This window comes from Phenylobacterium deserti (assembly GCF_003254705.1).
In the GTDB taxonomy this organism is placed as follows: domain Bacteria; phylum Pseudomonadota; class Alphaproteobacteria; order Caulobacterales; family Caulobacteraceae; genus Phenylobacterium; species Phenylobacterium deserti.
This window is the reverse complement of sequence record NZ_QFYR01000001.1, coordinates 144,882-169,268: the sequence shown is the minus strand read 5'-3', so window position 1 is coordinate 169,268 and position 24,387 is coordinate 144,882. Positions and strand designations below refer to the sequence as shown.

28 protein-coding genes and 1 riboswitch are annotated in these 24,387 nt (G+C 69.0%); of the genes, 7 read left to right on the top strand and 21 right to left on the bottom strand.

The window, feature by feature from the left end; genetic code table 11:
- Positions 1–122: 122 nt before the first annotated feature.
- Positions 123–3,026 (top strand): porin family protein, encoded by a 2,904-nt coding sequence (locus DJ018_RS00830; RefSeq protein WP_133254192.1) that lies wholly within the window; start codon positions 123–125, stop codon positions 3,024–3,026.
- Here DJ018_RS00830 and DJ018_RS00825 read toward each other — a convergent pair.
- From DJ018_RS00825 to DJ018_RS00805, 5 genes are all read right to left on the bottom strand, one after another.
- Positions 3,023–3,910 carry a hypothetical protein gene (locus tag DJ018_RS00825; protein ID WP_111512910.1) on the bottom strand — a complete coding sequence of 296 codons (888 nt, stop codon included), beginning with the start codon at positions 3,908–3,910 and terminating at the stop codon, positions 3,023–3,025. The genes DJ018_RS00830 and DJ018_RS00825 overlap by 4 nt on opposite strands.
- A 90-nt stretch (positions 3,911–4,000) precedes the next feature.
- Positions 4,001–4,702 (bottom strand): cysteate racemase, encoded by a 702-nt coding sequence (cuyB, locus tag DJ018_RS00820; RefSeq protein WP_276309798.1) that lies wholly within the window; start codon positions 4,700–4,702, stop codon positions 4,001–4,003.
- Positions 4,699–5,715, bottom strand: coding sequence for a D-cysteate sulfo-lyase (cuyA, locus tag DJ018_RS00815; RefSeq protein ID WP_111512909.1), 1,017 nt, complete (start codon positions 5,713–5,715; stop codon positions 4,699–4,701). Before cuyA ends, cuyB begins: the two co-directional genes overlap by 4 nt.
- A 71-nt stretch (positions 5,716–5,786) precedes the next feature.
- Complete coding sequence (locus DJ018_RS00810) at positions 5,787–6,800, bottom strand: SMP-30/gluconolactonase/LRE family protein (protein ID WP_111512908.1); 1,014 nt, start codon at positions 6,798–6,800, stop codon at positions 5,787–5,789.
- A gap of 83 nt (positions 6,801–6,883) precedes the next feature.
- Positions 6,884–7,324 (bottom strand): hypothetical protein, encoded by a 441-nt coding sequence (locus tag DJ018_RS00805; protein WP_111512907.1) that lies wholly within the window; start codon positions 7,322–7,324, stop codon positions 6,884–6,886.
- Positions 7,325–7,439: 115 nt separating this feature from the next.
- A riboswitch (TPP riboswitch) is annotated at positions 7,440–7,547 on the top strand.
- Between the two features lie 61 nt (positions 7,548–7,608).
- On the opposite strand from DJ018_RS00805, the gene thiC reads away from it, so the two are divergent.
- Complete coding sequence (gene thiC, locus DJ018_RS00800) at positions 7,609–9,453, top strand: phosphomethylpyrimidine synthase ThiC (protein ID WP_111512906.1); 1,845 nt, start codon at positions 7,609–7,611, stop codon at positions 9,451–9,453.
- A gap of 11 nt (positions 9,454–9,464) precedes the next feature.
- Here the strand turns inward: thiC and DJ018_RS19055 are convergent, their stop codons facing one another.
- Entirely contained in the window at positions 9,465–9,608 is a 144-nt protein-coding gene (locus DJ018_RS19055; RefSeq protein ID WP_165842760.1) for a hypothetical protein, read from the bottom strand.
- 8 nt (positions 9,609–9,616) lie between these two features.
- Positions 9,617–10,018, bottom strand: a complete 402-nt coding sequence (locus tag DJ018_RS00795; protein ID WP_165842759.1) for a DUF805 domain-containing protein — start codon at positions 10,016–10,018, stop codon at positions 9,617–9,619.
- A gap of 182 nt (positions 10,019–10,200) precedes the next feature.
- Between DJ018_RS00795 and DJ018_RS00790 the strand changes: the two genes are divergently transcribed.
- Positions 10,201–11,409, top strand: a complete 1,209-nt coding sequence (locus tag DJ018_RS00790; RefSeq protein ID WP_240609422.1) for an FAD-dependent oxidoreductase — start codon at positions 10,201–10,203, stop codon at positions 11,407–11,409.
- On the opposite strand, the gene DJ018_RS00785 is transcribed toward DJ018_RS00790, so the two are convergent.
- The 6 genes from DJ018_RS00785 to DJ018_RS00760 all read right to left on the bottom strand — a co-directional run bounded on the left by DJ018_RS00785 (position 11,394) and on the right by DJ018_RS00760 (position 15,791).
- On the bottom strand, positions 11,394–12,056 hold the full coding sequence (locus tag DJ018_RS00785) for a DUF6766 family protein (RefSeq protein ID WP_111512903.1): 663 nt from the start codon (positions 12,054–12,056) through the stop codon (positions 11,394–11,396). The two genes, DJ018_RS00790 and DJ018_RS00785, sit on opposite strands and share 16 nt — an antisense overlap.
- A 33-nt stretch (positions 12,057–12,089) precedes the next feature.
- Positions 12,090–12,644 carry a GNAT family N-acetyltransferase gene (locus DJ018_RS00780; protein WP_111512902.1) on the bottom strand — a complete coding sequence of 185 codons (555 nt, stop codon included), beginning with the start codon at positions 12,642–12,644 and terminating at the stop codon, positions 12,090–12,092.
- A gap of 75 nt (positions 12,645–12,719) precedes the next feature.
- Complete coding sequence (locus DJ018_RS00775) at positions 12,720–13,796, bottom strand: nucleotidyltransferase family protein (RefSeq protein ID WP_133254191.1); 1,077 nt, start codon at positions 13,794–13,796, stop codon at positions 12,720–12,722.
- Positions 13,789–14,823, bottom strand: a complete 1,035-nt coding sequence (locus tag DJ018_RS00770) for a PqqD family peptide modification chaperone (protein WP_111512900.1) — start codon at positions 14,821–14,823, stop codon at positions 13,789–13,791. The genes DJ018_RS00775 and DJ018_RS00770 overlap by 8 nt, the downstream gene beginning before the upstream one ends.
- Before the next feature lie 163 nt (positions 14,824–14,986).
- Positions 14,987–15,376 carry a hypothetical protein gene (locus DJ018_RS00765; protein WP_133254189.1) on the bottom strand — a complete coding sequence of 130 codons (390 nt, stop codon included), beginning with the start codon at positions 15,374–15,376 and terminating at the stop codon, positions 14,987–14,989.
- 217 nt (positions 15,377–15,593) lie between these two features.
- Positions 15,594–15,791, bottom strand: coding sequence for a hypothetical protein (locus tag DJ018_RS00760; RefSeq protein ID WP_111512898.1), 198 nt, complete (start codon positions 15,789–15,791; stop codon positions 15,594–15,596).
- A gap of 163 nt (positions 15,792–15,954) precedes the next feature.
- On the opposite strand from DJ018_RS00760, the gene DJ018_RS00755 reads away from it, so the two are divergent.
- The gene (locus DJ018_RS00755) at positions 15,955–17,244 is read left to right on the top strand and encodes an MFS transporter (RefSeq protein ID WP_111512897.1); all 1,290 of its coding nucleotides are present in this window, start codon (positions 15,955–15,957) and stop codon (positions 17,242–17,244) included.
- On the opposite strand, the gene DJ018_RS00750 is transcribed toward DJ018_RS00755, so the two are convergent.
- The 3 genes from DJ018_RS00750 to DJ018_RS00740 form a co-directional block, all read right to left on the bottom strand.
- Positions 17,241–17,438 (bottom strand): hypothetical protein, encoded by a 198-nt coding sequence (locus DJ018_RS00750; RefSeq protein WP_111512896.1) that lies wholly within the window; start codon positions 17,436–17,438, stop codon positions 17,241–17,243. The two genes, DJ018_RS00755 and DJ018_RS00750, sit on opposite strands and share 4 nt — an antisense overlap.
- A 79-nt stretch (positions 17,439–17,517) precedes the next feature.
- Entirely contained in the window at positions 17,518–17,706 is a 189-nt protein-coding gene (locus tag DJ018_RS19050; RefSeq protein WP_111512895.1) for a hypothetical protein, read from the bottom strand.
- 137 nt (positions 17,707–17,843) lie between these two features.
- Positions 17,844–18,572 carry a hypothetical protein gene (locus DJ018_RS00740; protein ID WP_111512894.1) on the bottom strand — a complete coding sequence of 243 codons (729 nt, stop codon included), beginning with the start codon at positions 18,570–18,572 and terminating at the stop codon, positions 17,844–17,846.
- Positions 18,573–18,734: 162 nt separating this feature from the next.
- Between DJ018_RS00740 and DJ018_RS00735 the strand changes: the two genes are divergently transcribed.
- Positions 18,735–19,541: an SDR family NAD(P)-dependent oxidoreductase gene (locus tag DJ018_RS00735; protein WP_111512893.1), complete on the top strand. Its 807-nt coding sequence runs from the start codon at positions 18,735–18,737 to the stop codon at positions 19,539–19,541.
- Between the two features lie 2 nt (positions 19,542–19,543).
- Positions 19,544–20,119, top strand: coding sequence for a YbhB/YbcL family Raf kinase inhibitor-like protein (locus DJ018_RS00730; protein ID WP_111512892.1), 576 nt, complete (start codon positions 19,544–19,546; stop codon positions 20,117–20,119).
- A gap of 61 nt (positions 20,120–20,180) precedes the next feature.
- Here DJ018_RS00730 and DJ018_RS00725 read toward each other — a convergent pair whose 3' ends face one another.
- Together DJ018_RS00725 and DJ018_RS00720 are read right to left on the bottom strand one after the other, a co-directional pair.
- Positions 20,181–21,440, bottom strand: coding sequence for a Gfo/Idh/MocA family protein (locus DJ018_RS00725; protein WP_205853689.1), 1,260 nt, complete (start codon positions 21,438–21,440; stop codon positions 20,181–20,183).
- A gap of 231 nt (positions 21,441–21,671) precedes the next feature.
- On the bottom strand, positions 21,672–22,064 hold the full coding sequence (locus DJ018_RS00720) for a hypothetical protein (RefSeq protein WP_111512891.1): 393 nt from the start codon (positions 22,062–22,064) through the stop codon (positions 21,672–21,674).
- Positions 22,065–22,187: 123 nt separating this feature from the next.
- On the opposite strand from DJ018_RS00720, the gene DJ018_RS00715 reads away from it, so the two are divergent.
- Complete coding sequence (locus DJ018_RS00715) at positions 22,188–22,985, top strand: helix-turn-helix transcriptional regulator (RefSeq protein ID WP_111512890.1); 798 nt, start codon at positions 22,188–22,190, stop codon at positions 22,983–22,985.
- Here DJ018_RS00715 and DJ018_RS00710 read toward each other — a convergent pair.
- The 3 genes from DJ018_RS00710 to DJ018_RS00700 all read right to left on the bottom strand — a co-directional run bounded on the left by DJ018_RS00710 (position 22,982) and on the right by DJ018_RS00700 (position 24,331).
- A complete protein-coding gene (locus tag DJ018_RS00710; protein ID WP_111512889.1) occupies positions 22,982–23,362 on the bottom strand; it encodes a BlaI/MecI/CopY family transcriptional regulator in 381 nt (126 codons plus the stop codon). The genes DJ018_RS00715 and DJ018_RS00710 overlap by 4 nt on opposite strands.
- A gap of 4 nt (positions 23,363–23,366) precedes the next feature.
- Entirely contained in the window at positions 23,367–23,855 is a 489-nt protein-coding gene (locus tag DJ018_RS00705) for a MotA/TolQ/ExbB proton channel family protein (RefSeq protein ID WP_111512888.1), read from the bottom strand.
- A 65-nt stretch (positions 23,856–23,920) separates the two neighbouring features.
- A complete protein-coding gene (locus DJ018_RS00700) occupies positions 23,921–24,331 on the bottom strand; it encodes a hypothetical protein (RefSeq protein ID WP_111512887.1) in 411 nt (136 codons plus the stop codon).
- Positions 24,332–24,387 lie beyond the last annotated feature (56 nt).

Below are 24,387 nucleotides of genomic sequence, written 5' to 3'. Positions count from 1 at the left end.
CGCCTCTCAGCGACGGGTTCGGCGTTCCAGGGCGTTTGAGATCCGCATGACCCCAGGGTCTCGCCCTGTTTGTCGCGTAAAGAGGAGATTGTGGCGTGGTGGATCCGAAGCGCGTTCGGCGGATGAATCTTGGCCGAAAGGCGATGTCCGAGCCGGAGGCGCTGCCGACGATCCTGATGGCCGGCTGCCTGGTTGCGGCGGCCCTGGCCACGTCGGCCTCCGCCCAGACCACGCCGTCCGGTCAGCCTCAGGCCGAGGAGCCTGCCGCGCCTGCCGGGGGCGGCGCGGTGGGCACCGATGAGGAAGGCTACGAGGTCGACGAGCTGGTGGTCACCGCCGCCAGCGCTCAGATCGGGACCGTTCCGGGCAACATCCCGCCGGAGATCCAGCTGGGCCCGCGCGAGATCCGCGCGCTGGGCGTAAGCTCGGTGGCCGAACTGCTCGAAGCCCTGGCGCCCCAGGTGTCCAGCGGCCGTGGCCGCGGCGGCGAGCGTCCGATCATCCTGGTGAACGCCGCGCGGATCTCGTCCTTCTCGGAAATTCGCGACCTTCCGCCCGAGGCCATCCTGCGGGTCGACATCCTGCCGGAAGAGGTGGCGCTTCAGTACGGCTACCGGGCGGACCAGCGCGTCGTGAACATCGTCCTTCGCCCGCGCTTCCGGGCCCTGACCACCGAAGTCGGCGCTCGCGTCGCCACCGCAGGCGGGCGCGAAGCCTTCGACGTCAACGCCAACGCCCTGCGCATCCAGCGCGACAACCGCTTCCAGCTCGACGTGAAGGCCTCGACGTCGGACCCGCTGTTCGAGAACGAGCGCAACATCATCCAGAACGTGTCAGGTCGTCCGTACGACACGATCGGCAACGTCACGGCTTCACCGTTCGGCGGCGAGATCGATCCCGCGCTCAGCGCCCTGGCCGGCCAGCCGCTGACCGTGGCGCCTCTTCCTACCAGCCTCACGGGCGCACCTACGCTCGGAGCCTTCGCCGCAGGCGGTGTGGCCCGGACCAGCGACGTCGGCGGCTACCGCACCCTGCTCAGCGGGTCCGACCAGCTGTCAATCAACGCCGTGCTGACCCGGGCGCTCGGCGGTGGGACCTCCGCCACCGTGAACGGTCGGTTCGAGAAGACCGAAGGCGAGAGCCAACTGGGCCTGCCGACGACGGCGCTCACGGTGCCGGCCGGCAACCCGTTCTCGCCGTTCTCCGGTCCTGTGGAGATCAGCCGATATGTGGGCGACCGGGCGCTGCTGCGTCGCTCCGACAGCGAGACTGCGCATCTCGGCTTCGCCGCGAACGGCGCGCGCTCCGGCTGGCGCTGGGCCTTCACGGCCAACGCCGACCGCAGCAACGCCAAGAGCCTCACTGACGCCGGCCTGAACACCACCCTGCTGCAGGCGGCGATCGATGCCGGCGATCCGGCGGTAAATCCGTTCGCCCCGCTCGGCGGCGCCTTGCTCCTCAGCCGTCCCGCGGACTGGAGCAAGTCCACCATCACCACCGCGGATGCGGAGCTGGTGGTGAACGGCAGCCTCTTCGAGCTGCCGGCCGGCGCCCTCAACACCTCCCTCACCGTCGGCGGCGAGACCAACAAGTACGACAGTGAGTCCTTCCGCTCGGGCGTCCAGCGCTCGGTCGAGCTGTCGCGTGATGTCGGCAGCGTGCAGGCGAGCTTCGACCTGCCGATCACCAGTCGCCGGAACGACTTCCTGGCCGCGGCCGGCGACCTCTCGGTCAACGTCAACCTGGCGGCAGAGCGGCTGTCGGATTTCGGAACCCTCACCACCGTTGGAGGCGGGGTGAACTGGTCTCCCATCGCGCCGGTCCGCCTGATCGCCTCCTTCACGGAAGAGGAGGGCCCGCCCACCATTCAGCAGCTGGGGGACCCGGAGGTCGCTACGCCCGCGGTGCGCGTCTTCGACTTCATCCGTGGCGAAACTGTCGAGGTCACCCAGATCACCGGCGGCAACCCCGCGCTCAATTCCGACAACCGGCGGGTTATCAAGCTCGGTTTGAACATCAAGCCGTTCAGCCAGCAGCAGCTGACGTTCCGCGCGGACTACACCAAGACCCGGATCGAGGACGCGATCGCCTCCTTCCCCACGGCCACGGCCGAGATCGAGGCCGCCTTCCCGGAGCGCTTCGTGCGCAACGCCGAAGGACGTCTGATCCAGATCGACAGCCGGCCGGTGAACTTCGAACGGCAGGAGCGGGAGGAGCTCCGCTGGGGCTTCAACTACTCTCGCCCGCTCGGCCCGCAGCGTCCGCCGGGCGGCTGGCGCGGGCAGGGCGGCGCTCGCCCAGGCGCAGCGGCGGGCCAACCTGGTCAGCCTGGAGCCCAGCAGGCCGCGGCCGGGGCGCCGGGCGCCGCCAGCCAGGCCCCCGGCGGGGCGCCGGCCGGAGCTCCGCCCGAGGGGGCGCCGCCGCGTGAAGGCGCGGGCGCACGGCAGGGGGGCGACGGCGCCCGCGGTCCCGGCGGCTTCGGGCCGGGCGGTCCTGGCGGCCCCGGTGGTTTCGGCGGCTTCGGCGGCGGCCGGGGTGGCCGTGGCGGCGGCGCGCTTCAGTTCGGCGTCTTCCACACCGTCCACCTGAAGGAAGAGATCGTCATTCGCCCCGGCGTGCCGGTGCTCGACCTCCTCAACGGATCGGCGGCCGGCAGCACCGGCGGCCAGCCCGAACACGAGGTCGAGGTCCAGCTCGGCTTCTCCAAAAACGGACTTGGCGCGCGGGTCACCGCCGAATGGCAGAGCGGCACCGAAGTGTTCGGCGTCGCGGGCGGTCAGGACCTGAAGTTCTCCGACCTGACCACCGTGAACCTGCGGCTTTTCGCGGATCTCGGCTTGCAACCGATCGCCCGTCAGCACCGCTGGCTGCGCGGCGCGCGCGTGACCGCCTCGATCAACAACCTGTTCGACGAGCGGCTGGACGTGCGCACGTCCACGGGCGAGACCCCGGTCAGCTATCAGCCGTACATCCTCGATCCGCTTGGCCGCACCGTCCGGGTGAGCTTCCGGAAGCTGTTCTTCTAGGCGGCGCGCCAGGCGTCGATGACGCCGCGCTCGGCAAGCCCGGCGAACAGTCTCTGGCTGTTCGCCGCATTGGCTCGAACAAAGCCGGCCAGGGCAGGGCTCGCCAGCAGCTCGCTTGAGATCAGCAAGCCGCCGCGTCCGCGCAAGCACAGGCCGCGCTCGACCAGGGCCTGCGTATGCCGGCGCACCGTTTCCTGTGGGGCGGAAAGAGCGCGCGCCAGGCCCGCGACCGGTATGCCAGTGGGCGGGGCCTCTTTGGAGGACAAGCTCGCCTGCAGCACGCCCAGCAGGCAGATGGCCGAGATCATATCCCCGCTTGCCGCCATTAGCTGCTCGGCGGTTCTCAGGATGAAGTCCGACGCGAGCCGCACGGCGGCTCGTACCGGCGCGGAGCCGGCCGTGTCGAAGCGGCTGGCCGGCAGCTCGTCCACCAGCCCGGCCGCCATCGCATCCAGGAACAGCCGCCGCAGCCCATTGTGGGTTCCGACAACAGACTGCAGGTAGCCGGGCGAGACCAGAAAGGTCTCCGGCACGATCACGCCGCCAGCTGCCGCCTCGCAGATGCCGCGCGTCTCCAATGATCGAACTCGGCGCCGCACGGTCTCGAAGGGCAGCCCAAGCGAGCTTGCGATCGCGCTGATGCTCACCGGTCGGCGCAGCTGGTCGGGCGCGGGTGTCTCCAGCGCGCCGTACATGGCCCTGGCGTTCGGGTCACGGGTAAGGGGGACGATGTTGGCCTGGTTGATGGCCAGCACGAGCACGGCGTCCGTGGGGCTCAGGCCGGCCAGCCCGCCGGCGACCTGTTCCACCAGGAAGTCGGCCGAGAGCCGCGCAAGCTGGACGTCGCGCTGGTCGAGCGCAGGTCTAGCGACGACGTCGTGCAAGAATCCCCCTCCCGCCGGCTTCAGCCTGACCCTAGCACCGGTCCGAGGGTTGCGAAGCCGCCGACGCCGCGCTCCAAGGCCGCGGTTCGGCTAGTCGACCATCACCGGGATGGCTTCGTAGCCCAGGCACACGGCGACGCAGCGGCGCGCTAGGTGTTCGGTCGGGTCGATCAGCTGGACGCTCAGCGCCTCCGGGTCGAGCACCAAAGGAACTTCCGTGCAGCCGGCGATGATCGCCTGGGCGCCCTGCTGGATCAGCGTCTCCGCCTGCGCCTGGATCACCGCCACCACTTCAGGACCGAGATCGCCCGCCTTGATGCGGTAGAGCCCATCCATGAACCGGTCCTGGCCGCTGGCGTCCAGGGTGACGGTGGCGAGGTTCTGCGCCGCCAGGTACTCGCGATAGAGCCGCAGGGCGCCCTTGGTGCCGAGCACGCCGACGCGGTGCGCTCCGGTGTTTCGGGCGGCGACGGACGCGGTCTCGATCATGTCGATCAGCGGCAGTTCAGCCGCGTGCTGGATGATGTCTGCATAGGCGTGCGCGGTGTTGCAGGCGATGGCCAGCACGTCGGCGCCGGCGCCCGCAAGGGCGCCCGCCATCTCGGCCAGCACGTCGCCCGCGTCCGAACCGGGCGTGTTGCGGTCGGGCACCTTCGGGTTGATGTCGACCAGCACCCGGATGTGGTCCTGGTCGCGCTCGGCCGGCGTGTAGGCCTGGATCTTGGCGAGCAGGTCCAGCGTGGCGGCCGGACCCATGCCGCCCAGGACGCCGAGGGTCAGGCTCTCCCTCAAAGCTGTCCCTCCAGCTCCGACTGGTAGCCGAACAGGCCCTGGGAGCCGCCGGTGTGCAGGAAGAGAACCGTTTCGCCGTCGAACTCGCCTTTGCGAGACAGGTCGATCAGCCCCTTCATGGCCTTGCCGGTGTAGACCGGATCCAGCAGCAGGCCGTCCGTCCGGGCGGCCAGCTTCAGCGCGTCGATCACGCCCTCGTCGATCAGGCCGTACCCGGCGCCGACGTAGTCGCAGTTGGCGATCACCATCTCGCGCGTCACGCGCTCGCGATAGCCGAGCAGGTCGGCGGTGTCCTGCGCCAGCTTGAAGACGTTGGCTTCCTGCACGTCCTTGGGCGCGCGCACGCCAATGCCCAGCACCGGGATGTCCGCGCCCATGACCGCCAGGCCTGCGACCAGGCCGGCGTGCGTGCCGGCGCTGCCGGTGGCGGTGACGATGCGGTCGATCTCGATGCCTTCGGCGTTGGCCTGGGTCAGGATCTCCATGGCGCATTCCACATAGCCGAGCGCGCCGATGATGTTGGAGCCGCCGCCGGGGATCACGTAGGGCGTGCCGCCCGCGTCGGCGACCTCGGCCGCCACTTCCGCCAGCATGGCGTTCATGTCGGTTCCGCCCGGCACAGTGCGGATCTTGGCGCCGAGCAGCTCGTCCAGCAGGACGTTGCCGGAACGGTTGTAGTCCGTGGCCTTGGAGCAGGTGCGCTCCTCCAGAATGACCTCGCAGGCCATGCCGAACTTGGCGGCCGCGGCCGCGGTCTGGCGCACGTGGTTGGACTGCACCGCGCCTTGCGTGACCAGGGTGTCGGCGCCGTTGGCCAGCGCATCGCCCAGCAGGTACTCGAGCTTGCGGGTCTTGTTGCCGCCGCCGGCGAGGCCCGTGCAGTCGTCCCGCTTCACATAGAGCATGGGACCGCCGCCGCCGGGCGTCATCAGCGCCTCGCTCAGCCGCGGCAGCGGCTCGAACGGGGTAGGCAGATGGGCGAAGCGAACGGGATTGTAGCGGGCGAGGTGCATGTGGGAACTCCGTAGTCCCCCGACCTAGCGCCCCGCCGGCCACGCGGCAACCGCGCGGCCGGCCGTTGGCCTCAGCGCTTGGCGGCCGCCGGCAGGCGCGACTGCGCGCCGACCACCTTCACCGGCGCACGGCTGATCCGGTGATTGTTGCTGAAGTAGACATGGCCGTCCGCGCCGAAGGCGGCGTTGGAAACGGTGTCGTCTGTGTCGATCGAGCCGATCCGGCGGCCGTCCGGCGTGAAGATGATCAGGCTGCGGCCGCAGCTCGCCCAGACGTTGCCGTGCTGGTCCACTTCCAGGCCGTCGCCGCCGATGTTGTTGGTGGTCTTGCTGTCCACGAACACCCGCCGGCCGGTGGGCATGCCCTTGGCGTCCAGGTCGAAGGCGTACCAGCCGGAGGGATCGGTCGCGTAAAGCGTCTTGCCGTCCGGCGAGAGGCCCACGCCGTTGACCTTCAGCGTCTTGTCGATCAGCCGCACCGTCCCGTCCCGCTCCAGGCGGTAGAGGCCCCAGTAGTCGAGCTCACGCCAGGGCGAGTCGTCGACGCCTTTCAGGCCATACGGCGGATCGGTGAAGTAGATGGCGCCGTCCGGCGCCAGCACCAGGTCATTGGGGCTGTTCAGGCGCTTGCCTTCGAACCGGCTGGCCAGCACCCGGCGCGCCTTGGTCTTCAGGTCCACGGCGGCCACGATGCGGTTGCCGCTGTCGGCCATCAGCAGGCCGCCCCGGCCCAGGGCCATGCCGTTGCCGCCGGGCTCGCGCAGCATGGCGGTCGGCGGACCGGCGTATCCGGCGGGGTCCATGAACACCGTGTGCCCGTCGCGCTTGGACCAGCGGTGGGTCTTGTTCTGCGGCACGTCCGAGAACAGCAGGTAGCCGTCCTCGCCGCCCACCCACGCCGGGCCCTCGGTCCAGGTGAAGCCGTCCGCCACCTTCTCGACCCGCGCATCCGCAGAGATCAGCGCCTCGGCGGCGGGATCGGCGATGGTCACCTTGCCGACGACCGGCATCTCCTGGGCGAACGCGGGCGAAGCGGCGAGCGCGGCCGCGCCGGCGAGGACGGTGCGGCGGGATGGGGCGGTCATGCAGGGTCTCCAGAGGGTGAGCCGCGGCATGTTGCCCATTATTGCGCCAGACGCCAGAGCTGCGCCGCAGCTCCAGCCTCGCCTCAGGGGCGGATCTTGTCGGGCAGCGCCGCCGCCTGCTCCGGAGTCAGCCGTGCCAGGGAGTCCACGATGCACCGCGTGGCGAATCCGCCGCCGTTGCGGGCGATCGACAGATCCAGGTCAATGGGCCGGCAAACCAGCGCCGAGCCGGGCGGCTGCTGGGTGACGATCGGATCCGAGGAGATGGCGGCCGCCAGGCACGCGCCGCTCATCCCGATCCGGTAGACGCCCTTTCCGGCCACCTCGATGAACATGGTGCGGTCGTCGCCCACCGTGTGGGAGCGGATGTCCCGCGTGTAGAAGCAGTCGCTGCTGGCCAGCCGCGCACCCGAAGGCGGAGCAGGGCCCAGGTCCACGCTTGCCGCCGGTCCGCGCCCCGGGTTCGTGCAGGCGGCGGTCAGTGTCACGGCGGCGCCCAGGGCGGCGACGAATTCGAACTTCATCGAGGATCTCCTCCTGAGCCGAAAACCTATCATGGCAGGGCTCGTTCCAGACGCCTCGCATTTGATCGGAGCCCCGCAATTGCGGTTGGCGCGAACGCCGTTCGGGCGTAGCTTCCCGCTCTCCTCGGGGGGCCGCGCCTAGGCGGCTGAGAGGTGGGCGAGCCCACGACCCGTCGAACCTGATCCGGGTCATGCCGGCGAAGGGAAGGGATCTTGCGCCACACCTCCTATCGGCGCCCGCATTCCGTCCACGCCGGCCTGGCTGAACCCTGAAGGCCGCCGCGATGAACAAGCCGATCACCGACAAGCTCCAGCCCGCCGCCATCCCGACCGGGGAGCGTCCCGGCTCGCGCAAGGTCTACCAGTCCGGGACCCTCTGGCCGGACATCCGCGTGCCCTTCCGGGAGGTGGCGGTGCATCCGTCGGCGAACGAGCCGCCGCTGACCCTCTACGATCCGTCCGGCCCTTACACCGACCCGACGGTGCGGATCGACATCGAGCAGGGCCTGGCCCGCACCCGCGAGCCCTGGGTCGTCAGCCGCGGGGACGTGGAGATCGTCGAGAACCCCCGCGCCGTGAAGCCCGAGGACAACGGCTTCGCCAAGGGCGAGCACCTGGCGCCCGAGTTCACCGCGCCGCGCCGCGTCTACCGCGCCAAGCCCGGCGCCAACGTGACCCAACTCGAGTACGCCCGCCGGGGCATCATCACGCCCGAGATGGAGTACGTCTCGATCCGCGAGAATCAGCGGCGCGAGGCCGGGGCTAAGTTCATCCGCGATGGCGAGGATTTCGGCGCCGAGATCCCGGACATCTGCACGCCCGAGTTCGTTCGCGACGAGATCGCACGCGGCCGCGCCATCATCCCGGCCAACATCAACCACACCGAGCTCGAGCCGATGATCATCGGCCGCAACTTCCTGGTGAAGATCAACGCCAACATCGGCAACTCGGCCGTCCTCAGCCACGTGTCGGACGAAGTCGACAAGATGGTCTGGGCGATCCGCTGCGGCGCTGACACGGTCATGGACCTGTCCACCGGCCGCAACATCCACAACATCCGCGACTGGATCGTCCGCAACTCGCCGGTGCCGATCGGCACGGTGCCGATCTACCAGGCGCTGGAGAAGGTCGGCGGCGTCGCCGAGGACCTGAACTGGGAGGTGTTCCGCGACACCCTCATCGAACAGGCCGAACAGGGCGTCGACTACTTCACCATCCACGCCGGCGTGCGCCTGGCCTATGTGCCCCTGACCGCGGGCCGGGTGACCGGCATCGTCTCGCGCGGCGGCTCGATCATGGCCAAGTGGTGCCTCGCGCACCACAAGGAGAACTTCCTCTACGAGCACTTCGAAGAGATCTGCGAGATCATGAAGGCGTACGACGTGTCGTTCAGCCTGGGCGACGGCCTGCGCCCCGGCTCGATCGCCGACGCCAACGACGCCGCGCAGTTCGGCGAACTGGAGACCTTGGGCGAACTCACCCAGGTCGCCTGGAGGCACAATGTCCAGGTGATGATCGAGGGCCCCGGCCACGTGCCGATGCACAAGATCAAGGCCAACATGGACAAGCAGCTGAAGACCTGCGGCGAGGCGCCCTTCTACACCTTGGGCCCGCTCACCACCGACGTCGCGCCGGGCTACGATCACATCACCAGCGCCATCGGCGCGGCCATGATCGGTTGGTTCGGCACCGCCATGCTCTGCTACGTCACGCCCAAGGAGCACCTGGGCTTGCCGAACCGCGAGGACGTCAAGGTCGGGGTCATGACCTACAAGCTGGCGGCCCACGCGGCCGACCTCGCCAAGGGCCACCCCGGCGCGCGCCTGTGGGACGACGCCATCAGCCGCGCCCGGTTCGAGTTCCGCTGGGAAGACCAGTTCAATCTCGGCGTCGATCCCGAGACCGCGCGCGAGTACCACGACGAGACCCTGCCGAAGGAGGCGATGAAGACCGCCCACTTCTGCTCCATGTGCGGCCCGAAGTTCTGCTCAATGAAGATCAGCCAGGACATCCGCGACGCCGCGCGCCAGCAGAACGACGTCGATATCAACGCCGGCATGGCTGAGATGAGCCAGAAGTTCCGCGACACGGGCGGTGAAATCCTGGTCCCGGTGGAGCCCGCCGAATAGGCGGGCTCAGGTCAGCTCAGTCGGCCGATCAGGACCGGAGCGACATAGATCGCCACCAGGATCAGCAGGCCGATGACGAAGGCGCGTCCGATCAGCTTGGATCGGCGCTCCTCTTCCGGGGTGCGTTCGGGCGGCGGCGTGGGCGTTTCGGTCATGCCCTGGCTCATAGCACTCCGGGCGCGGGCTGGGAGGGCTGAGATGGGGCGGCAGTAGGATCGTCCTCGTCGCGACGACCCGGTATCAGCGACAGCACGAACCAAAACAGAAGCCAGCTGATGCCCGGCGCCAGCAGCAGAAAGGCCCAAAAACCGGACTGACCAATGTCCCGCAGCCGGCGAACGCTAGCTACGACGAATCCGGTGATGCAGTAGAGCAGGACGAACAGAACGGCGCCCAGCTGGATGCCTCGGATAATCGTCTGGCCCAGAGGCGAGCCGCTCAGGAAAGACAGCGGCAAGAAGAACAGGATCGCGTCGAGCAGCAGGAATGCGCTCATAAGCAGTCCGGTGACGGCATATTCACCGCGCCCGATGGTTTCGCGATCTCCAAAGAATATCGTCCGCACAATCGCATCCTCCGAGGCGCTCCATCTACGGTAGCAGCGCCAAGCGCGGCGCACCATCGGTGCGGCATCGGAGTGCCATAACTTCAGGCGCCCTGTGAGGCGGGCGCTGCGGTGCTGAGCGTCGTCTTGCGAACATGCCGCCGCCCGGGCCAGTCTGCACCTTCGGGCGGGGGAGTTTCAGAGTGAACAAGCCGGTTATTGCGCTGACGGAGCGCCGCGCATTTTTGCGGACCGCGGCGGCGGCGGGAGGGCTTTCCGCCCTGGGCCTTGCCGGCTGCGCCACGACCCAGGCTTCGCCGGCAGCGCCCGTGCTGGCCAAGCCCGGCTTCCGGCCCGTGCCTCCGCTCGGAGCGCTTCTGGCCAAGCCCGACCGCATCATGGGCATCACCGTCTGCCTACGCCCCTTCCGCGCCGCCGGTCCGCGTCTCGACACGGAAAAGGTCGGGGACAAGCTGGTGGTCCACAACTACGGCCACGGCGGCAGCGGTTGGTCCCTGTCGTGGGGGTCGGCCAACGTGGTGGTGAAGAAGGCGCTGTCTGGCGGCGAGAAGGACGTCGCCATCATCGGCTGCGGAGCCCTGGGTCTCACGGCAGCCATCACCGCTCAGCGCGCCGGCGCCCGGGTCACCATCTACGCCAAGGAACGGATGCCGGAGGTCCGATCGGCCCGGGCGACGGGCGTCTGGTCACCGGACAGCCGGATCGCGCTGGCCAGCGCTGCATCGCCCGACTTCCCGGCGCTCTGGGAAGAGATGTGCCGCGCTTCTTTCCGCACCTACCAGTCCTACCTGGGCCTGCCCGGCTCGCCCATCGAGTGGACCGACCGCTACATCCTCCGGGACAACCCGCCGCCGACGAGCCCCGCCACCGATCCCATGGGCTTCGCCCACTACGAGAGCCGCGTGCACGACCTGCTGCCCAGGTCCGAGACCCTGCCGCCGCAAGCCCACCCGTTCCCGGCGCCGTACGCGCGGCGGCTTTCCTTGCCGATGTTCAACGTCCAGGCGTTCGGCCGACTGCTGATGAGCGAGTTCCTGCTGGCTGGCGGCCGGATCGAAACGGTTGAGTTTAACGCGCCTGCCGACCTCGCGCGGCTGAAGGAGAAGGTCGTCATCAACTGCACCGGCTATGGCGCTCGCGCCCTTTGGAAGGATGAGACCGTGGTCCCCGTCCGTGGCCAGATCGCCTGGCTGATCCCGCAGGCCGAGGTGAACTACGGCCTCGTCTACAAGGGCGTGTCAATGCTGGGGCGTCGGGACGGGATCGTCATCCAGAAGAACGGCGCGGACGAGTCCTGGGGCTACAACGACGCCAACGAGACCCCGGACCGGGCCGAGGCCGAGGCGGCGTTGGCGACCATCGCCAGCCTCTATCCTCAGGTTCCCGTCTGACTGTGCGGCGCGGAGACCGGCTTGCTCTCAGGCGAGCCCTTCTCGCGCAGGAAGATCGCCAGGACCACCAACACCGCGGTCGACAGGAACTCGCTCTGCCAGTTCTGGAAGCTTTCGAACCAGAACTGCGCGCTGCTAAGGTGCTCCATCAGCCCCGGAACCGGCAAGTGATGCTCCAGCGCCTCCTCCTGCTCGTGTCGGGCGCTGTTGACGAAGTGCAGCACGAACGAAAGCACGAACAGGGTCAGCAGGGCCAAGCCCAGCGAATGGGAATAGAGGCGTAAGGCCAGGCCGCCTTTGCGGACGGGCGCCGGAGCGCTTGCCTTGTCCCCGTCGAGAGCGGGATCGCGATCCTGCGGCGCGTCTTCGTCCGGGTCCTTGGACTCAGGCGAACCGCGCTGGAACAGGTAGGCCGTCAGCATGACGTAAGCCCACATCTGCAGGAACTCGCTCTCCCAGTTCTCGAAGAGCGCGGACAGGAACGCGCCAGTCCGCAGATACTCGCCGAAATGCAGCAGGATCTGGCCGTGCTGGATCCGTTCTTCGTTCTCTTGCGCAAACCCTGTGACGGCCTGCCCGATCAGGCTGGCGAGGAAAAGGGTCACGAGCGCGACGGTCAGACCGTTGTCTCTGAGCCAAGTCTTCATGTCATTTGAAGGCTTGGCTGTGAGGTAAGTTCCTCAAGCCAACTGTTTGTAGAAGTAGACGGTGTCGCACAGGCCGCCGCCCGGCAGCAGGGCGTAGCCGGGGATGGTCCCCACCCGCGTCCACCCGCAGCGTTCGTAGAGCCGTTCGGCCGTCTCGCTTGCGGTGTCCAGGACCAGCAGCGTCTTGCCTGCGGTGGCAGCCGCCGAGTCGGCGGCTTCCATCAGCGCTTGGCCGACGCCACGGCTTCGGGCGCTTCGATGCACCAGCAGCTTCGAGATGTCCGCCCGATGGGGCTGGTTTGGCGGCTGCTCCAGCACGACCTGCACGGTCCCGATGGCCGCGCCGTCATGGCCGTCCAACGCGGCCAGCAGGATACGCTCGCCACGCCCGACGCTTTCCACCACGCCAGTCCAGTAGGCCTGCGCAGCCGATGCAGGGAAAGGCAGCATGAAGCTCACCGAAGCGCCGCCTTCGACGCAGTCGCACAGCACGGCGCTCAGCTCGTCCAAGTGCGCCTGCGCCGCCTCGGGCGACAAGGCTTCCACCACAACGGGGCCGCGGGTCGCGGTGAGCGCAAGCGTGTCCATGACCCTTGGCTAGGTCTCGCAAGGCCCCTCGTCCAGAGCTCGAACGTCGAGAAAGCCGGCTCCAGGGCTGCTCGCCTAGATCTTGCCCATCTCCGCCGTGAAGATCCGGCCGATGCGGTTGAGCCGGCTCTCCGGCGGCGCAGTGCGTTCACCGTCGCCCAGCACGCGTCGGCGGCCGCTGCGATTGTCCTGGCCGTGACGGCGAACGTCACGCCACTCGAGAGCCGCCGCCGCTGCGGCGAGAGGAAGACGCAAGGCAGGCCGGGCGTACTGAATGCGCCAGCGCCGATAGGTCCATCGCGCCCGGTGGGTATCGGCCCAGGCGGGCAGGGGCGCGCCGGCGAGCCTGGAGGCCGCCACCAGCTGCGCCGCCAGGGCCGCCCGCACGAGGGGCGTTCCACAGGCGTCCTGCAGCCAGGCCCAGTCCTCCGCGGAGAGCTGCGGCGCAAGCGCGGCGAGATCCGTCAGATGCCTCAGGTCGAAGCCGCCTCGCCAATAGTCGCCGTCGTGGAACTGGTCGTGCAGCACCAGATAGAGGATCTGGCTGGCGGCGTCCGGCGTCTGCGCCCATCCGCTGTCGAGGGCGATCGTTCTCCTACGCGCCGCAAGGGCGGGAGCGCCGGCCACACCCGGCGGCCCGGGCGGACGCTGGTGAAGGTCCAGGTATCCGACGTCGATTTCCGGCCGGCCGAATTCGGCCACCACATGCACGGCGGAGCCTTCATAGCGGTTCAGAACGGAGAAGCCGGCCGCCTGAAGAGCAGCCATGGCGGGCTGCACCTGCGCGGGCTCCACCAGGACGTCCACATCGCTGAGCAGTCGGTCGAACGTCGCGTCCCGCGGCAGGCCGGCCCAGCGGGCGGCGCCTTTCAGCAGCACGGGCATGATGCCGGCGCCATTGAGCGCGGCGACGCCGTCGTTCAGCTGGCGCCAGAGCCGCCGGTTGCGTTCGCGGTTGCGGCCCAGAACTTCGTCCAGAAAGCCGCCCACCTCCGCCGGCACAAGCTGGCGAACAGGCGCGAGGGCTATCGCGAGCTGCGGGGTGATCAGGCTGCGGTTCGCCAGCGACATGACCGCCGTCCAGTCGCAGTTGTGCGGCGGCCGGCCCGCCATGCAGGCGGCAAGATGATGCAGCGCCTGGAGTCTACCCACGGGTCAGTCCCTCGAGCGCGGACACGCCGTCGGCCAAGTCCGAATAGATCAGTCGCAGGCAGCGGGCGCCGTTCAGCTGCGCGGCGAACCGCTCCAGAACGTCGCCCTTGAGACGCCCGTCGCCGGCGAAGGCGCTGCCCAGCAGTTCGGTAAGCGCGAACAACGGCTCCACCGGCTCCAGCATCGCGCTCGCGGCGGGGCGCCGGGCCAGAAGGATGACCCACGACAGTTGCTCCACCTCGCCCGCACCGAAGCCGCTGACCGGCGCGTATCGCACCCGCTGCTGATCGCCGCGTACGTCGATCGGCAGGTCCGCCAGCATGGGCAGATAGGGTGCGGCCAGCTCCCAGGCTCCTGACTTGGAGGCTGGGCTGAAGGGCACGCCTTCCAGCCGCTCGCCATTGACCACGCGCACCACGTCGTCGGACCCATAACCCAGCCCCCGCGCAGCCAGGGCCAGCGTCAGGGTCGTCTTGCCGGCGCCGGGCGCGCCGGAGATCAGCAGGCCTTGCCGGTTTGCCGACAGCAGGGCGGCGTGGATCAGGAAGTCTCCGTCGCCCACCGATTTCGCCAGTCGGTCGGTGAGCACCGCCTTGATCTCCGGGACGATCCGCTCGGGCGCAAACACGCCCAGCGGGGCGCCGTCGGCCAGCAGCACATAGGCGCCAGCCTGTTCCACGATGTCGAAGCGCGGCGTGCCTGGCGAAGGGGGGGCAGCGAACTGTCCGAAAACGGCTTCGAGGCGGCTCGGAAGCGGATCGCCGGCCGGCGCATGGATCGCCACGGTGCACGCCAGGCCTGCGATGCGCAGATGCGATTCCCGTCCAGGGCTTTGCGCCTGCTCGACGATCTGCGCTGGGATCAGAAGGCCGGCGTGCAGCCATCCGGCGACGCACTCGGCCACAAAGGACTGCGCATCCTGCGCCGAAACTCCGAAGGTTTGGAGCTCCTTCGCCACCTGGCCCGGCGTGCCGCCGTCGGCCAGTCCACGCCAGATCAGGTCGGCGGTGGCGTTCAATTCGAACAACTGCTGGGCCCGTTCGCAGAACAGGGCTGCGCTGGCCCCAAGCGCCAGATGGCGAACGCTTGGGGCTGGCAGGAGCTGAGCGGCTTCCCACGCAGGCGTGGGGAGAACGCGGACGTGGTCCGCGGCTGGCCTTCCGGCCATTTGCGCCCCCAGGTTCGGAGTCTTAGCCGCGTTCGCCGCGACGAAGGATTGCCGGGCTCGCCGGCGGCACGACCGGGGCAGGCGGTGGTGCGGCCGCGGCCGGAGGCGGCGGCGCGATCACCGGGGCCGGAGCCGCCGGGGGCGGAACGGCCGCGATCGGCGGGGCCGCGCCAGGGCGGATGGCGCTGGCGCCGACGCCCAAGCCGAGCAAGGCGCCCAGACCTGCGAGCAGGTCGCCGCCGCCACCGCCGCCACCGCCGCCGCCGGACTGGGCGATCGCGGACGACGCCATGCTGGTGGACAGCAGCATCACCATGGCCGGCGGCACCGCGCCGGCGGCCTTGCCCAGAAACGCGCGACGGTCGCCGTCGACGTCGTTCTCGCTCGTCTTAGGAGCGTTGTCTTCGCTCATCATCCCACCCTCAGCCACACATCCAGGTGCTCCCCCGGGGTGCGTCCCACCGGTTTGGAGCAGTCAAGCTGGGTGGAAAATACCTCTCGGCAGTCAGGGTTCCCGACCGGCCTCGTCTTTCGTCAGGATTTCTGGTGGGGCGACAGGCACTTACGTCGCAATGAAAAAGGCCCGCGCGAGGCGGGGCTTGTCTACTCGGCAGGCGTGCAGGCGTTCTCTAGTCGGCCTTGACGGCCGTTTTGGCCGGCCAGACCCGCACGATCACCGCGACCGTGACCGAGCCCAGGACGGCGGCGGCCGCGCCCGCCCACTGCACCGGCGACATGCCGACGGAGGCGAAGTGGCCAGCCATTGCGCCGGACGTGAAGACCAGGATGGCGGAACCCCACTCGGCGGCTTCCTTGGTGGTGATCATGCGCGGCTCCCCGGCTCGACGTCTGCTGCAGTGCGATGATGTGCATCTGGATAGCCAATGGGGACTCGCTTGCGCCATGCGGCACGGGCGCGCATCGCAAAACCCTCTTCGCTGAAGCGCGTACCTCGGCCATGGTGCCGCGCACCAGAATGGGGGAAACCAGATGACGGCGAGCCATACGGCGGAGGACCTCGGTCCCGGCACCCTGCGGCGGGTGACGCGAAACCTCATGCCGCTGTTCTGCCTGATGTACCTGATCGCCTACATCGACCGGCAGAACGTCTCCTACGCCAAGCTCGAGATGGTGGGCGCTCTCGGCCTGTCCGAGGCCGCCTACGGCCTTGGCGCGTCGCTGTTCTTCCTCGGCTACTTCCTGTTCGAAGCGCCTTCCAACCTGATCCTCGCCCGGGTCGGCGCGCGTGTTTGGTTCACCCGGATCATGGGGACCTGGGGGCTGGTGACCATCGCCCTCGGTTTCACCCAGAACCCGGCGATGTTCTACATCCTGCGTTTCCTGCTGGGCGTCACGGAGGCGGGCTTCTTCCCCGGCGTCCTGTACGTCCTGACGCTTTGGTACCCGCACACCCACCGCGCGCGGATGGTCGGCGCCTTCATGATCGCCAGCGCGGTGGCCAACGCGGTGGGCTCCCTCATCGGCGGCGCGCTCCTGGACCTCGACGGCCTCATGGGTCTGGCTGGCTGGCAGTGGGTGTTCATCGCCACCGGTCTGCCCGCCGTGCTGCTCGCCCCCTATGTGCTCTGGAAGCTGCCCAGCGGCCCCGAGAGCGCCAAGTTCCTCAACGACGCCCAGCGCGGCTGGCTGGCCGAGACGCTGCGCACCGAGCCCAAGCAGGAAGCCGAAGGCTCGCCCTGGAAAGCGCTGACCGACCCGCGCGTGCTGATGCTGGCCGGCCTCTACATCGGCCTGCCGCTGGGGGCCTACGGCCTCAGCTACTGGCTGCCGACCATTGTGAAGGGCTTCGGCGCGTCCAACGTCGAGAACGGCTTCATCAACGTCATCCCATGGATCCTGGTGGGCCTGGCGCTCTGGTGGGTGCCGCGCCACGCGGCAAAGCACGGCGCCAATCGCTGGCACATCGCCGGCCCCGTGCTGATCGGCGCGGCCACGCTGGTCCTCAGCGTCATCGTCCCGGGCAACGCCGCGAAGTTCGCCTTCCTGTGCATCGCCGCGGCCGCCATCTTCTCGGGCCAGCCGGTGTTCTGGAGCGTGCCGCAGCGGATCCTAACCGGCGCTCATGCCGCCGCCGGGATCGCGGCGATCAACTCGGTGGGCAACCTCGGGGGCTTCATCGCGCAGAACGCGGTGCCGGCGATCTATGACGCCACCGGCAGCCAGCTGGCGCCGATGCTGTTCCTGGCTGCGTGCCTCGTGGCCTCGGGGCTAGGCTTCCTGGCGCTGGTGCCGCGGCTGATGCCGCGCGGGCCGCACTAGGCGGCGACCTCCTCGTCGGCGCAGGGGATCACCGCCAGGCGCGTGGCCCCCTGCCAGAGCTCGACTGCCGGCGTGGCGCTGTCGCACATTGCGTGCGCCAGCCGCTTGGCCTCCGCCAGGGTCTCGGCGTGCAGCCATTCGCCGGCCGCGATGCGGCCAGACGGGTTCAGCTTGTAAGCGCGATAGGTTTGCACGGCGGGGGAGGGCCTCTTCGGGCCCGCCCGTTTACGCGCATCGAGCGTCCTGGCCGATGCGGCAGGAGGAAGCTTCGCCTCAGCGATCGGAGCGCGAGCGCTCCTGCTTGGCCTTCTCCAGCTCCGCCGCCCGCGCCCTCAGCTCGCGCGCCTGCTGCTGGAGCCGCCGCTTGTCCGGTCCGTAGCTGACGACGGCGGCAAGCTGTTCTGCGGCCTCCGCTTCCTTGATGAGGTCTTCTTCCAGGCCCATGAACGCCGCAACCACCATTCAAAAGACAGGTTCCCAAAGTAGAGGCGCTGTCCACAGAACAACCTAGGGCCGCGTAGCTCGTCCATCCGGGGCGGCAACGGAAAAGCCCGCCGGCGCCAGGCGCCGACGGGCTTGCTCTCCAGAAGCTGTTTGGCTCAGGCCAGCCAGTCGGTCGCGCCGCTGACTGGACCCAGCACCAGGGCCGCGCCCGGCATGTCGCCATAGTCGTCCTCGAAGCCGGCGCCGTCCGAGCCCGCCTCCCAGGTGCCGCCCGCCGGGAACGGGAAGGGCAGGATGTGGTACTCCCCCTCTTCCACGACCCCGTCGCCGGGCATGGGGAAGGGCAGGATGTGGAACTCGCCGTCCTCGATCACGCCGTCGCCCGGCATCGGGAACGGCAGGATGTGGAACTCGCCTTCTTCCACCGGCACGCCGGAGCGGTCGAACACCGACAGGTCGGGCGCGGCGCCGGGCGCAAACACCGTCACCCAGGCGTCTTCCTTGCCGTCGCCGTCGATGTCGACGCCGATCCGGTCGCCGCCGTGCTCGCCGCCGCCGATCACCCGGTCCAGAAGCTGAGCCTTGTCGCCGAGCTGGCGCAGGTCGAGCTTGTCGCCCTCGGAGAAGTCGAGGATCACGCCCAGGCGCTCACCCGCGCCGGCTTCCAGCACAAAGACGTCGTTCCCGCCGCCGCCGGAGATGAAGGCGCCATGGCGCAGGTCCAGGCTTTCGTCGGCGTCCGTGCCGGTCAGCAGGAACAGGCGGCCGTTGCCGTGCGGCTCGCCCACGGCGATGCCGGGATTGTCGTGGCCGGCGACCATCGGCGTCTCTTGCGAAACGGGCGTCGCGGGGCGTTCCCAAAGGGTGCGGCTGAAGAGCAGCATCTGTGGCTCCAAACTCTACGGTAGGAGCCTCATAGCTCGTCTAGCGTCGGCGAGTCTAGTAATTACTGAACTCAATCTCACTGGGGCTTCAGGTCGCCGTCGCGGCGCGGAACTTGGGCGCCGCCGCAGGGTTGCACGGACAACCCAGCCTGGAGCCCCCAAATGGACAGCCAAGACATCCGCCCGCTCGCCGTGATCACCGGCGGCTCGAATGGCATCGGCTATGAACTCGCCAAGCAGTTCGCCGAGCACGACTACGACCTACTGATCGCCGCCGAAGACCCCGCCCACCTGGCGGAAGCCGCCCAGTCCCTGCAGGCCGCCGGCGCGCAAAGCGTGCAAACCTGCGCCGTCGATCTGGCTACCGAAGGCGGCGTCAAGCAGCTCTACCAGGACATCCAGGCCCTGGGCCGCCCCGTCGACGTGCTCTGCGTCAACGCCGGCGTCGGCCTGGGCGGCCCCTTCGTCGAGACCGACCTCGAGAAGGAGCTGCGGATGATCAACCTGAACATCACCGGCTCGGTGGCGCTCACCAAGTACGTGCTCAAGGACATGGTCCAGCGGGACAAGGGGAAGATCCTCTTCACCTCTTCCATCGCCGCCACCATGCCTGACCCGTTCGAGGCGGTGTACGGCGGCACCAAGGTCTTTCTGCGCTGGTTCGGCGAGGCCCTGCGCAACGAACTGAAGGACACCGGCGTCGGCGTCACGGTGCTCATGCCTTCGGTCACCGACACCAACTTCTTCGAACGCGCCGAGATGATGGACACCAAGGCCGGCCAGATGGAGAACAAGGACGACCCCGCCATGGTCGCCAAGGCCGCCTTCGACGGCCTCATGGCCGACAAGGACCGGGTGATCCCCAGCCTCAAGAACAAGGCCATGGCCGCCACCGCCGAGATGCTCAGCGACACCGCCGCCGCCCAGGTCCACCGCGGGCTGTCCGAGCCCGGCTCCGGAAAGCACTAGCCATGCTGGAGAAGATCCCCTCCGCGGTCGGCCGGGCGCTGCGCAGCGCCCGCGCCGGCTATGGCAAGGTCGTGAGCGAACAGCCGGCCTTCGTCGGGGCTCCGCAGTCGATCGACCTGGAAAGTCCGGAGTTCGAAGACGGCAGCTCGATCCCGCCAAGGTTCACCGCTGACGGCGACCAGATCTCGCCGCCGCTCGCCTGGCGCAGCTTGCCGGAAGAGACCCAGGGCCTCGTTCTGATCGTCGAGGACCCTGACGCCCCGGCCAACGATCCGCTGGTCCACCTGCTGGCCTGGGACCTGCCGCCGGAACTGGAGGTCCTGCCGGAAGGCGAGTTCAAGAGCCCCCGCCACGCGGGGCTGGACGAGGTGCTTGGCCGCAACTCGTACCTGCAGACCGCCTGGCTGCCGCCCGATCCCCCGCGCGGGCACGGGCCGCACCTCTATGTCTTCCAGCTCTTCGCCTTGGACCGGAAGCTTTCCTTCGACCACGCCCCCAGCCGCGGAGCGGTGGTGGAGGCGATGAGCGGCCACGTTCTGGCCAAGGGCGTCCTGGTCGCCACCTACGAGCGCACCTGAAACGAAAGCGGCCGCCGGGATCGCCCCGGCGGCCGCTGTTCTTTGAGCCTCCTTAAGACCCTTAGCCCGGCGGCTTGGGCTGCTCGTCCTTGTCGGCCTGGGCCGCGTCGATGCGGCGCTTGTAGGTCCAGTTGATCTTCACCGCCTGGCCGGTTCGCGCGCTCTCATAGATGGCGTGGATCAGGCGCACGTCCTGCATGCCTTCCTCGCCCGGCGTCTTCACCTCGGTGTTGTTGCGGACCGCCTTGGCCATGTGGTCGATCTCGCGGGCCATCTGGTTGACCTCCTGGATCGCCAGCTGCTGCTGCCCCTTCTGGTCCTTCACCATCACCCGATGGCCGTCGTACTCGGCGGCGGGGTCCATGGTCACCCGCGCCTTGGTCCCCAGGATCTCGAACCGGCTGGCGTCCTGGTAGCTGTAGGAGGTCGAGCCGTTGGCGATCAGCCCGCTGGGGAAGCGCAGCTGCCAGCAGGTCACGTCCTCCACTTCGCGGAAGCGCGGGTCGCCCTCGGGGCTGTCGATCCACCCGCGAACCTCCACAGGCTCCTCGCCGGACAGATAGCGTTGGGCGTTCAGGCCATAGATGCCGACGTCGGGCAGGGCGCCGCCGCCCGCCAGCGACTTCTGCAGCCGCCATTGGTCGGCGGGGTCCTTCGGGTCCGCATGTCGGCCGTTGTCCGTGGAGATGACCCGCAGGTCGCCCAACTCGCCCGCCCGGATGCGGCGCATGACTTCCAGGTTATGGGGCTCGTACTGCTCGCGGTAGGCGATCATCAGTTTCTTGCCCGCCCGGCGCCCGGCGTCGATCATCCGCTGGCATTCCTCCGGCGTGTTGGCCATCGGCTTCTCGCACAGCACGTGCTTGCCGGCCTGGAACGCCCGCGTGGTGAATTCCGGGTGCAGGGAGTTCGGCAGGATCACATAGACCACCTCGACTTTTGGGTTCTGGGCGATGCGGTCGAAGTTCGAATAGTCATAGATGCCGTCCGGCCCGATGCCATGCTGGGCGGCCACGCGCTGGGCCTTCTCCGGGCTGCCGCTGACCACCGCCACCAGCTTGGCGGCCTTGGACTCGCCGAAGGCCGGGATGATCTGGCCCATGGCGAACTTGCCCAAGCCGACGACGGCGAAGCCGACCTTGCGGTCTTCCGGCCAGGGCGGGCTTTCCTCCAGCTTCGGTTGCGGGCGGCCAACGGCCCGGTTGGGCAGTCCGCCCACGCCCTGGGCGACGGCGGCGCTGGCGGTCAGGGCTGCGCTTGCGCCCGCCGCAGTGGCGCTCAGCAAGGAACGCCGGGAAACGGCGGAAGATGACTCGGACACAGCAGCAGGCTCCTGGAGGGTGATGCCCGCCGAACCTGAAGCGCCTCAGGGTTGTTCCGCTCACCTGAAATAGAAAACGGGTTCCAGCAGGGTGAGCCGCGTCTAGCTGAACCGCTGACGAACGGGTTCCGCTGCGGAGGCGACCGGACCTGCTGAGGCGTCCGGCCGCTTCATGCAGCGGCCGGACCACCCGCAGGAGCTTCGCGCTCTGGCAGCTTCGCTGCGCCGACCTCAAACAGCTGCGGCCCGCCTGACCGGCAGCGCTCGCGCTTCCAGCCCGGCAAGGATCGCCACCGCTGCCGCTTGGCCCAGCACGAAAGCGTAGCCGAACGGGGTGGGGCTCTCGAGCGTCAGCACGACCAGGCTCGCCGCGACCCACGCGGCGTTGCCCAGAACCGCCAACCAGATCAGCCCGGACGGCACGCGGGCTTGCCGGCTCATCCAGCCGAACAGGGCCGCCACGGGGAAGAGGCTGAGGCCCGCGCCCATCAGCAGGGTGGGCGAAAGCCCTGTCCAGCCGGCGAGCGGCTGGGCTGCGCCTGCCATCAGGGCGCCGGCGGCCGCGCATGTGAGCGCGTCGAGGCCGAGAACGCGGCGAAGCTGGGTCTGGTCGGTGTGGGTCATGGCCGTCTCCTTGTTGGCGAGGAGAGGCTGCGCCCGCCGCTTTGGCGGGTCGATTACCCGGCAGGTAATGGCCGGGAGGTCGGCGACCGCCTAAGCCTTGGCCGTGAGGAGGAGGATCAGCCCATGAGCCTTGGAAAGCCTGGCGTCGGCGGCAAGCTGAGGGAATGGCGCGAGCGGCGCAGGCTCAGCCAGCTGGATCTCGCCCTGGACGCGGATATCTCCACTCGCCACCTCAGCTTCCTGGAGACCGGCCGCGCCCAGCCGAGCCGCGAGATGGTGCTGCGCTTGGCTGAACAGCTCGACGTGCCGCTGCGCGAACGCAACGCCCTGCTGGTTGCGGCGGGCTTTGCGCCCGTCTTCCCCGAGCGTCGACTGGACGATCCCGCGCTGGCGGCCGCACGGCGTGCGGTGGACGTCATCCTGGCGGGGCACGAGCCCTATCCGGCGCTCGCTGTGGACCGGCAGTGGAACCTTGTGGCCGCCAACCGCGCCGTCGCTCCACTGCTGGACGGCGTCGCGCCCGAGCTCCTGGCGCCGCCGCTCAACGTCCTGCGGCTCTCCCTCCATCCGCAGGGCCTCGCGCCGCACATTCTCAACCTCGCCGAATGGCGTGCTCACCTGCTGGAGCGGTTGCGCAGCGAGACTGTGCTCACTGCCGACCCGCAGGTCGAGGCGCTGCTCGCGGAGCTGGAATCTCTGCCGCGGCCACCTGCCTCGGACCGGCGCCACGAGGATTTTGGCGGTGTCGCCGTGCCTCTGCGAATGGAGCTCGGCGGCCGCGTGTTGTCCTTCATCAGCGCGACCACCGTCTTCGGCACCGCCGTGGACGTCACCTTGGCCGAGCTGACGCTGGAAACCTTCTTCCCGGCGGACGATGAGACGGCCGCGGCGCTCCGGGCCATGGCGCCGCGTCCGGCCTAATCCTCGGTGTCCATCTCCCGGATCAGGCGCTTCAGCTGCGCCATCTCCTCCGGCGACAACTGCTGTTGCCGCGCGAAGTGCGCCACCATGGGGGCCAGTCGGCCCCCGAACAGCCGGTCCAGAAGCCCCTGGCTTTCCTCCGTCAGGTAAGCCTCGCGGCTGATCAGCGGCCGATAGAGCGTCCGCCCCTCGGACCGCTCCGAGACCAGGGCCTTCTTCTTCAGCAGCCGGTTGATCAACGTCTTGACCGTCGCTTCACCCCAGCCCTGGGCTGGGGCGACCTGTCGGACGATCTCGTCGGCCGACAGGGGCCCCGAAGACCACAGCGCCTCCATGACCTGGCTTTCGCCGGCCGAGATCCTTGGCGTGTCGGTCATGACCTCAGGCGAACTGGGCGGCGGCCCGGCGCATCCGGCCTTCAAGGTGACGCTCGCACAGCACGGCCACCGTGGCGGCGAACAGGCCGATCCCCACCTCGAGCGTGGCTTCCGCATAGCCTGGCGCCAGCACGCTCATCGGCGGGGTGGGGCGGCTGTTGGCCAGGCCCATGAACCCGCCCAGCAGCGTGTAGCTGGCGCCCAGAAGGCCCAGCAGCGGTCCCACGCCCTTCAAGGCCCGGAAGTAGGTGAGACTGGAGCCGGTCACGTCCACCTTGCGGGTCAGCCGGATGGCCCACAGCACCACCGCCGCGACGGTGGCGATCAGCAGGCCCGCCATGATCGCCTGGTTCGCAGGCGCGGCGTCGGCGAAGACATCGGACATGGTCAGTCGTTCAGCGGGAGGGACAATGCGGTACGTCTCCTCCTGCGCCAGGGCGGGCGCCGCCATCGCGGCGGTCACGAACACGAGCAACGGCAGTCTGCAGCGCATGGCGCTCCTCCGAATTACATGTGTAGTCCAGTGAACTTACATGTGTAATCCGAGGAGTCAACGGCTCAGCCCTCGTCCTCTCCCGTCTCCTCGCCGGTGGCTCCGGCCACCAGCTCGCGCCACACCGGATCGCTGTCGTCGACAAGGTCGACGTCTTCCAGCAGGGCGACGGCGCCGCCTCCGTCCGGCAGGATCAGGCCAAGCACCTCCATGGTCTCGCCCTCGTCCGTGTCGTGCGCCTCGGCCTGGACGGCGACGGCGGCCTCCTGCCCGTCCTCGCTCCACCAGATCACCGGCTGGGGCAGTTCCATTTCGATCGGGCGCGCGTTCTCCGTCTCGTTCAGTGCAAAGACGGCCTTGCGGCTCTGGACGTCCTCCAGCGTCGCGATGACCCCGACGAAGGCGGGCAGCCGGGTCCAGTCGTCCACGTCGAAGCCGCCGTCCTCGAAGTCCGGCCCATCGGTGTCGTGTGTCATGTGCTGCTCCTCAACTTCGGACATGCTAGCCGCAGTCGCCCGCGGCGGCCCAGCGG

Bases quoted from the DNA above. Each gene is read 5' to 3' on its own strand.
- DJ018_RS00830 (WP_133254192.1), top strand. From the start codon at position 123: ATGAATCTTGGCCGAAAGGCGATGTCCGAGCCGGAGGCGCTGCCGACG.
- cuyA (WP_111512909.1), bottom strand. From the start codon at position 5,715: ATGCACCTCGCCCGCTACAATCCCGTTCGCTTCGCCCATCTGCCTACC.
- DJ018_RS00810 (WP_111512908.1), bottom strand. From the start codon at position 6,800: ATGACCGCCCCATCCCGCCGCACCGTCCTCGCCGGCGCGGCCGCGCTC.
- DJ018_RS00805 (WP_111512907.1), bottom strand. From the start codon at position 7,324: ATGAAGTTCGAATTCGTCGCCGCCCTGGGCGCCGCCGTGACACTGACC.
- thiC (WP_111512906.1), top strand. From the start codon at position 7,609: ATGAACAAGCCGATCACCGACAAGCTCCAGCCCGCCGCCATCCCGACC.
- DJ018_RS19055 (WP_165842760.1), bottom strand. From the start codon at position 9,608: ATGACCGAAACGCCCACGCCGCCGCCCGAACGCACCCCGGAAGAGGAG.
- DJ018_RS00785 (WP_111512903.1), bottom strand. From the start codon at position 12,056: ATGAAGACTTGGCTCAGAGACAACGGTCTGACCGTCGCGCTCGTGACC.
- DJ018_RS00780 (WP_111512902.1), bottom strand. From the start codon at position 12,644: ATGGACACGCTTGCGCTCACCGCGACCCGCGGCCCCGTTGTGGTGGAA.
- DJ018_RS00765 (WP_133254189.1), bottom strand. From the start codon at position 15,376: ATGAGCGAAGACAACGCTCCTAAGACGAGCGAGAACGACGTCGACGGC.
- DJ018_RS00760 (WP_111512898.1), bottom strand. From the start codon at position 15,791: ATGATCACCACCAAGGAAGCCGCCGAGTGGGGTTCCGCCATCCTGGTC.
- DJ018_RS00755 (WP_111512897.1), top strand. From the start codon at position 15,955: ATGACGGCGAGCCATACGGCGGAGGACCTCGGTCCCGGCACCCTGCGG.
- DJ018_RS19050 (WP_111512895.1), bottom strand. From the start codon at position 17,706: ATGGTGGTTGCGGCGTTCATGGGCCTGGAAGAAGACCTCATCAAGGAA.
- DJ018_RS00740 (WP_111512894.1), bottom strand. From the start codon at position 18,572: ATGCTGCTCTTCAGCCGCACCCTTTGGGAACGCCCCGCGACGCCCGTT.
- DJ018_RS00735 (WP_111512893.1), top strand. From the start codon at position 18,735: ATGGACAGCCAAGACATCCGCCCGCTCGCCGTGATCACCGGCGGCTCG.
- DJ018_RS00730 (WP_111512892.1), top strand. From the start codon at position 19,544: ATGCTGGAGAAGATCCCCTCCGCGGTCGGCCGGGCGCTGCGCAGCGCC.
- DJ018_RS00720 (WP_111512891.1), bottom strand. From the start codon at position 22,064: ATGACCCACACCGACCAGACCCAGCTTCGCCGCGTTCTCGGCCTCGAC.
- DJ018_RS00715 (WP_111512890.1), top strand. From the start codon at position 22,188: ATGAGCCTTGGAAAGCCTGGCGTCGGCGGCAAGCTGAGGGAATGGCGC.
- DJ018_RS00710 (WP_111512889.1), bottom strand. From the start codon at position 23,362: ATGACCGACACGCCAAGGATCTCGGCCGGCGAAAGCCAGGTCATGGAG.
- DJ018_RS00705 (WP_111512888.1), bottom strand. From the start codon at position 23,855: ATGCGCTGCAGACTGCCGTTGCTCGTGTTCGTGACCGCCGCGATGGCG.
- DJ018_RS00700 (WP_111512887.1), bottom strand. From the start codon at position 24,331: ATGACACACGACACCGATGGGCCGGACTTCGAGGACGGCGGCTTCGAC.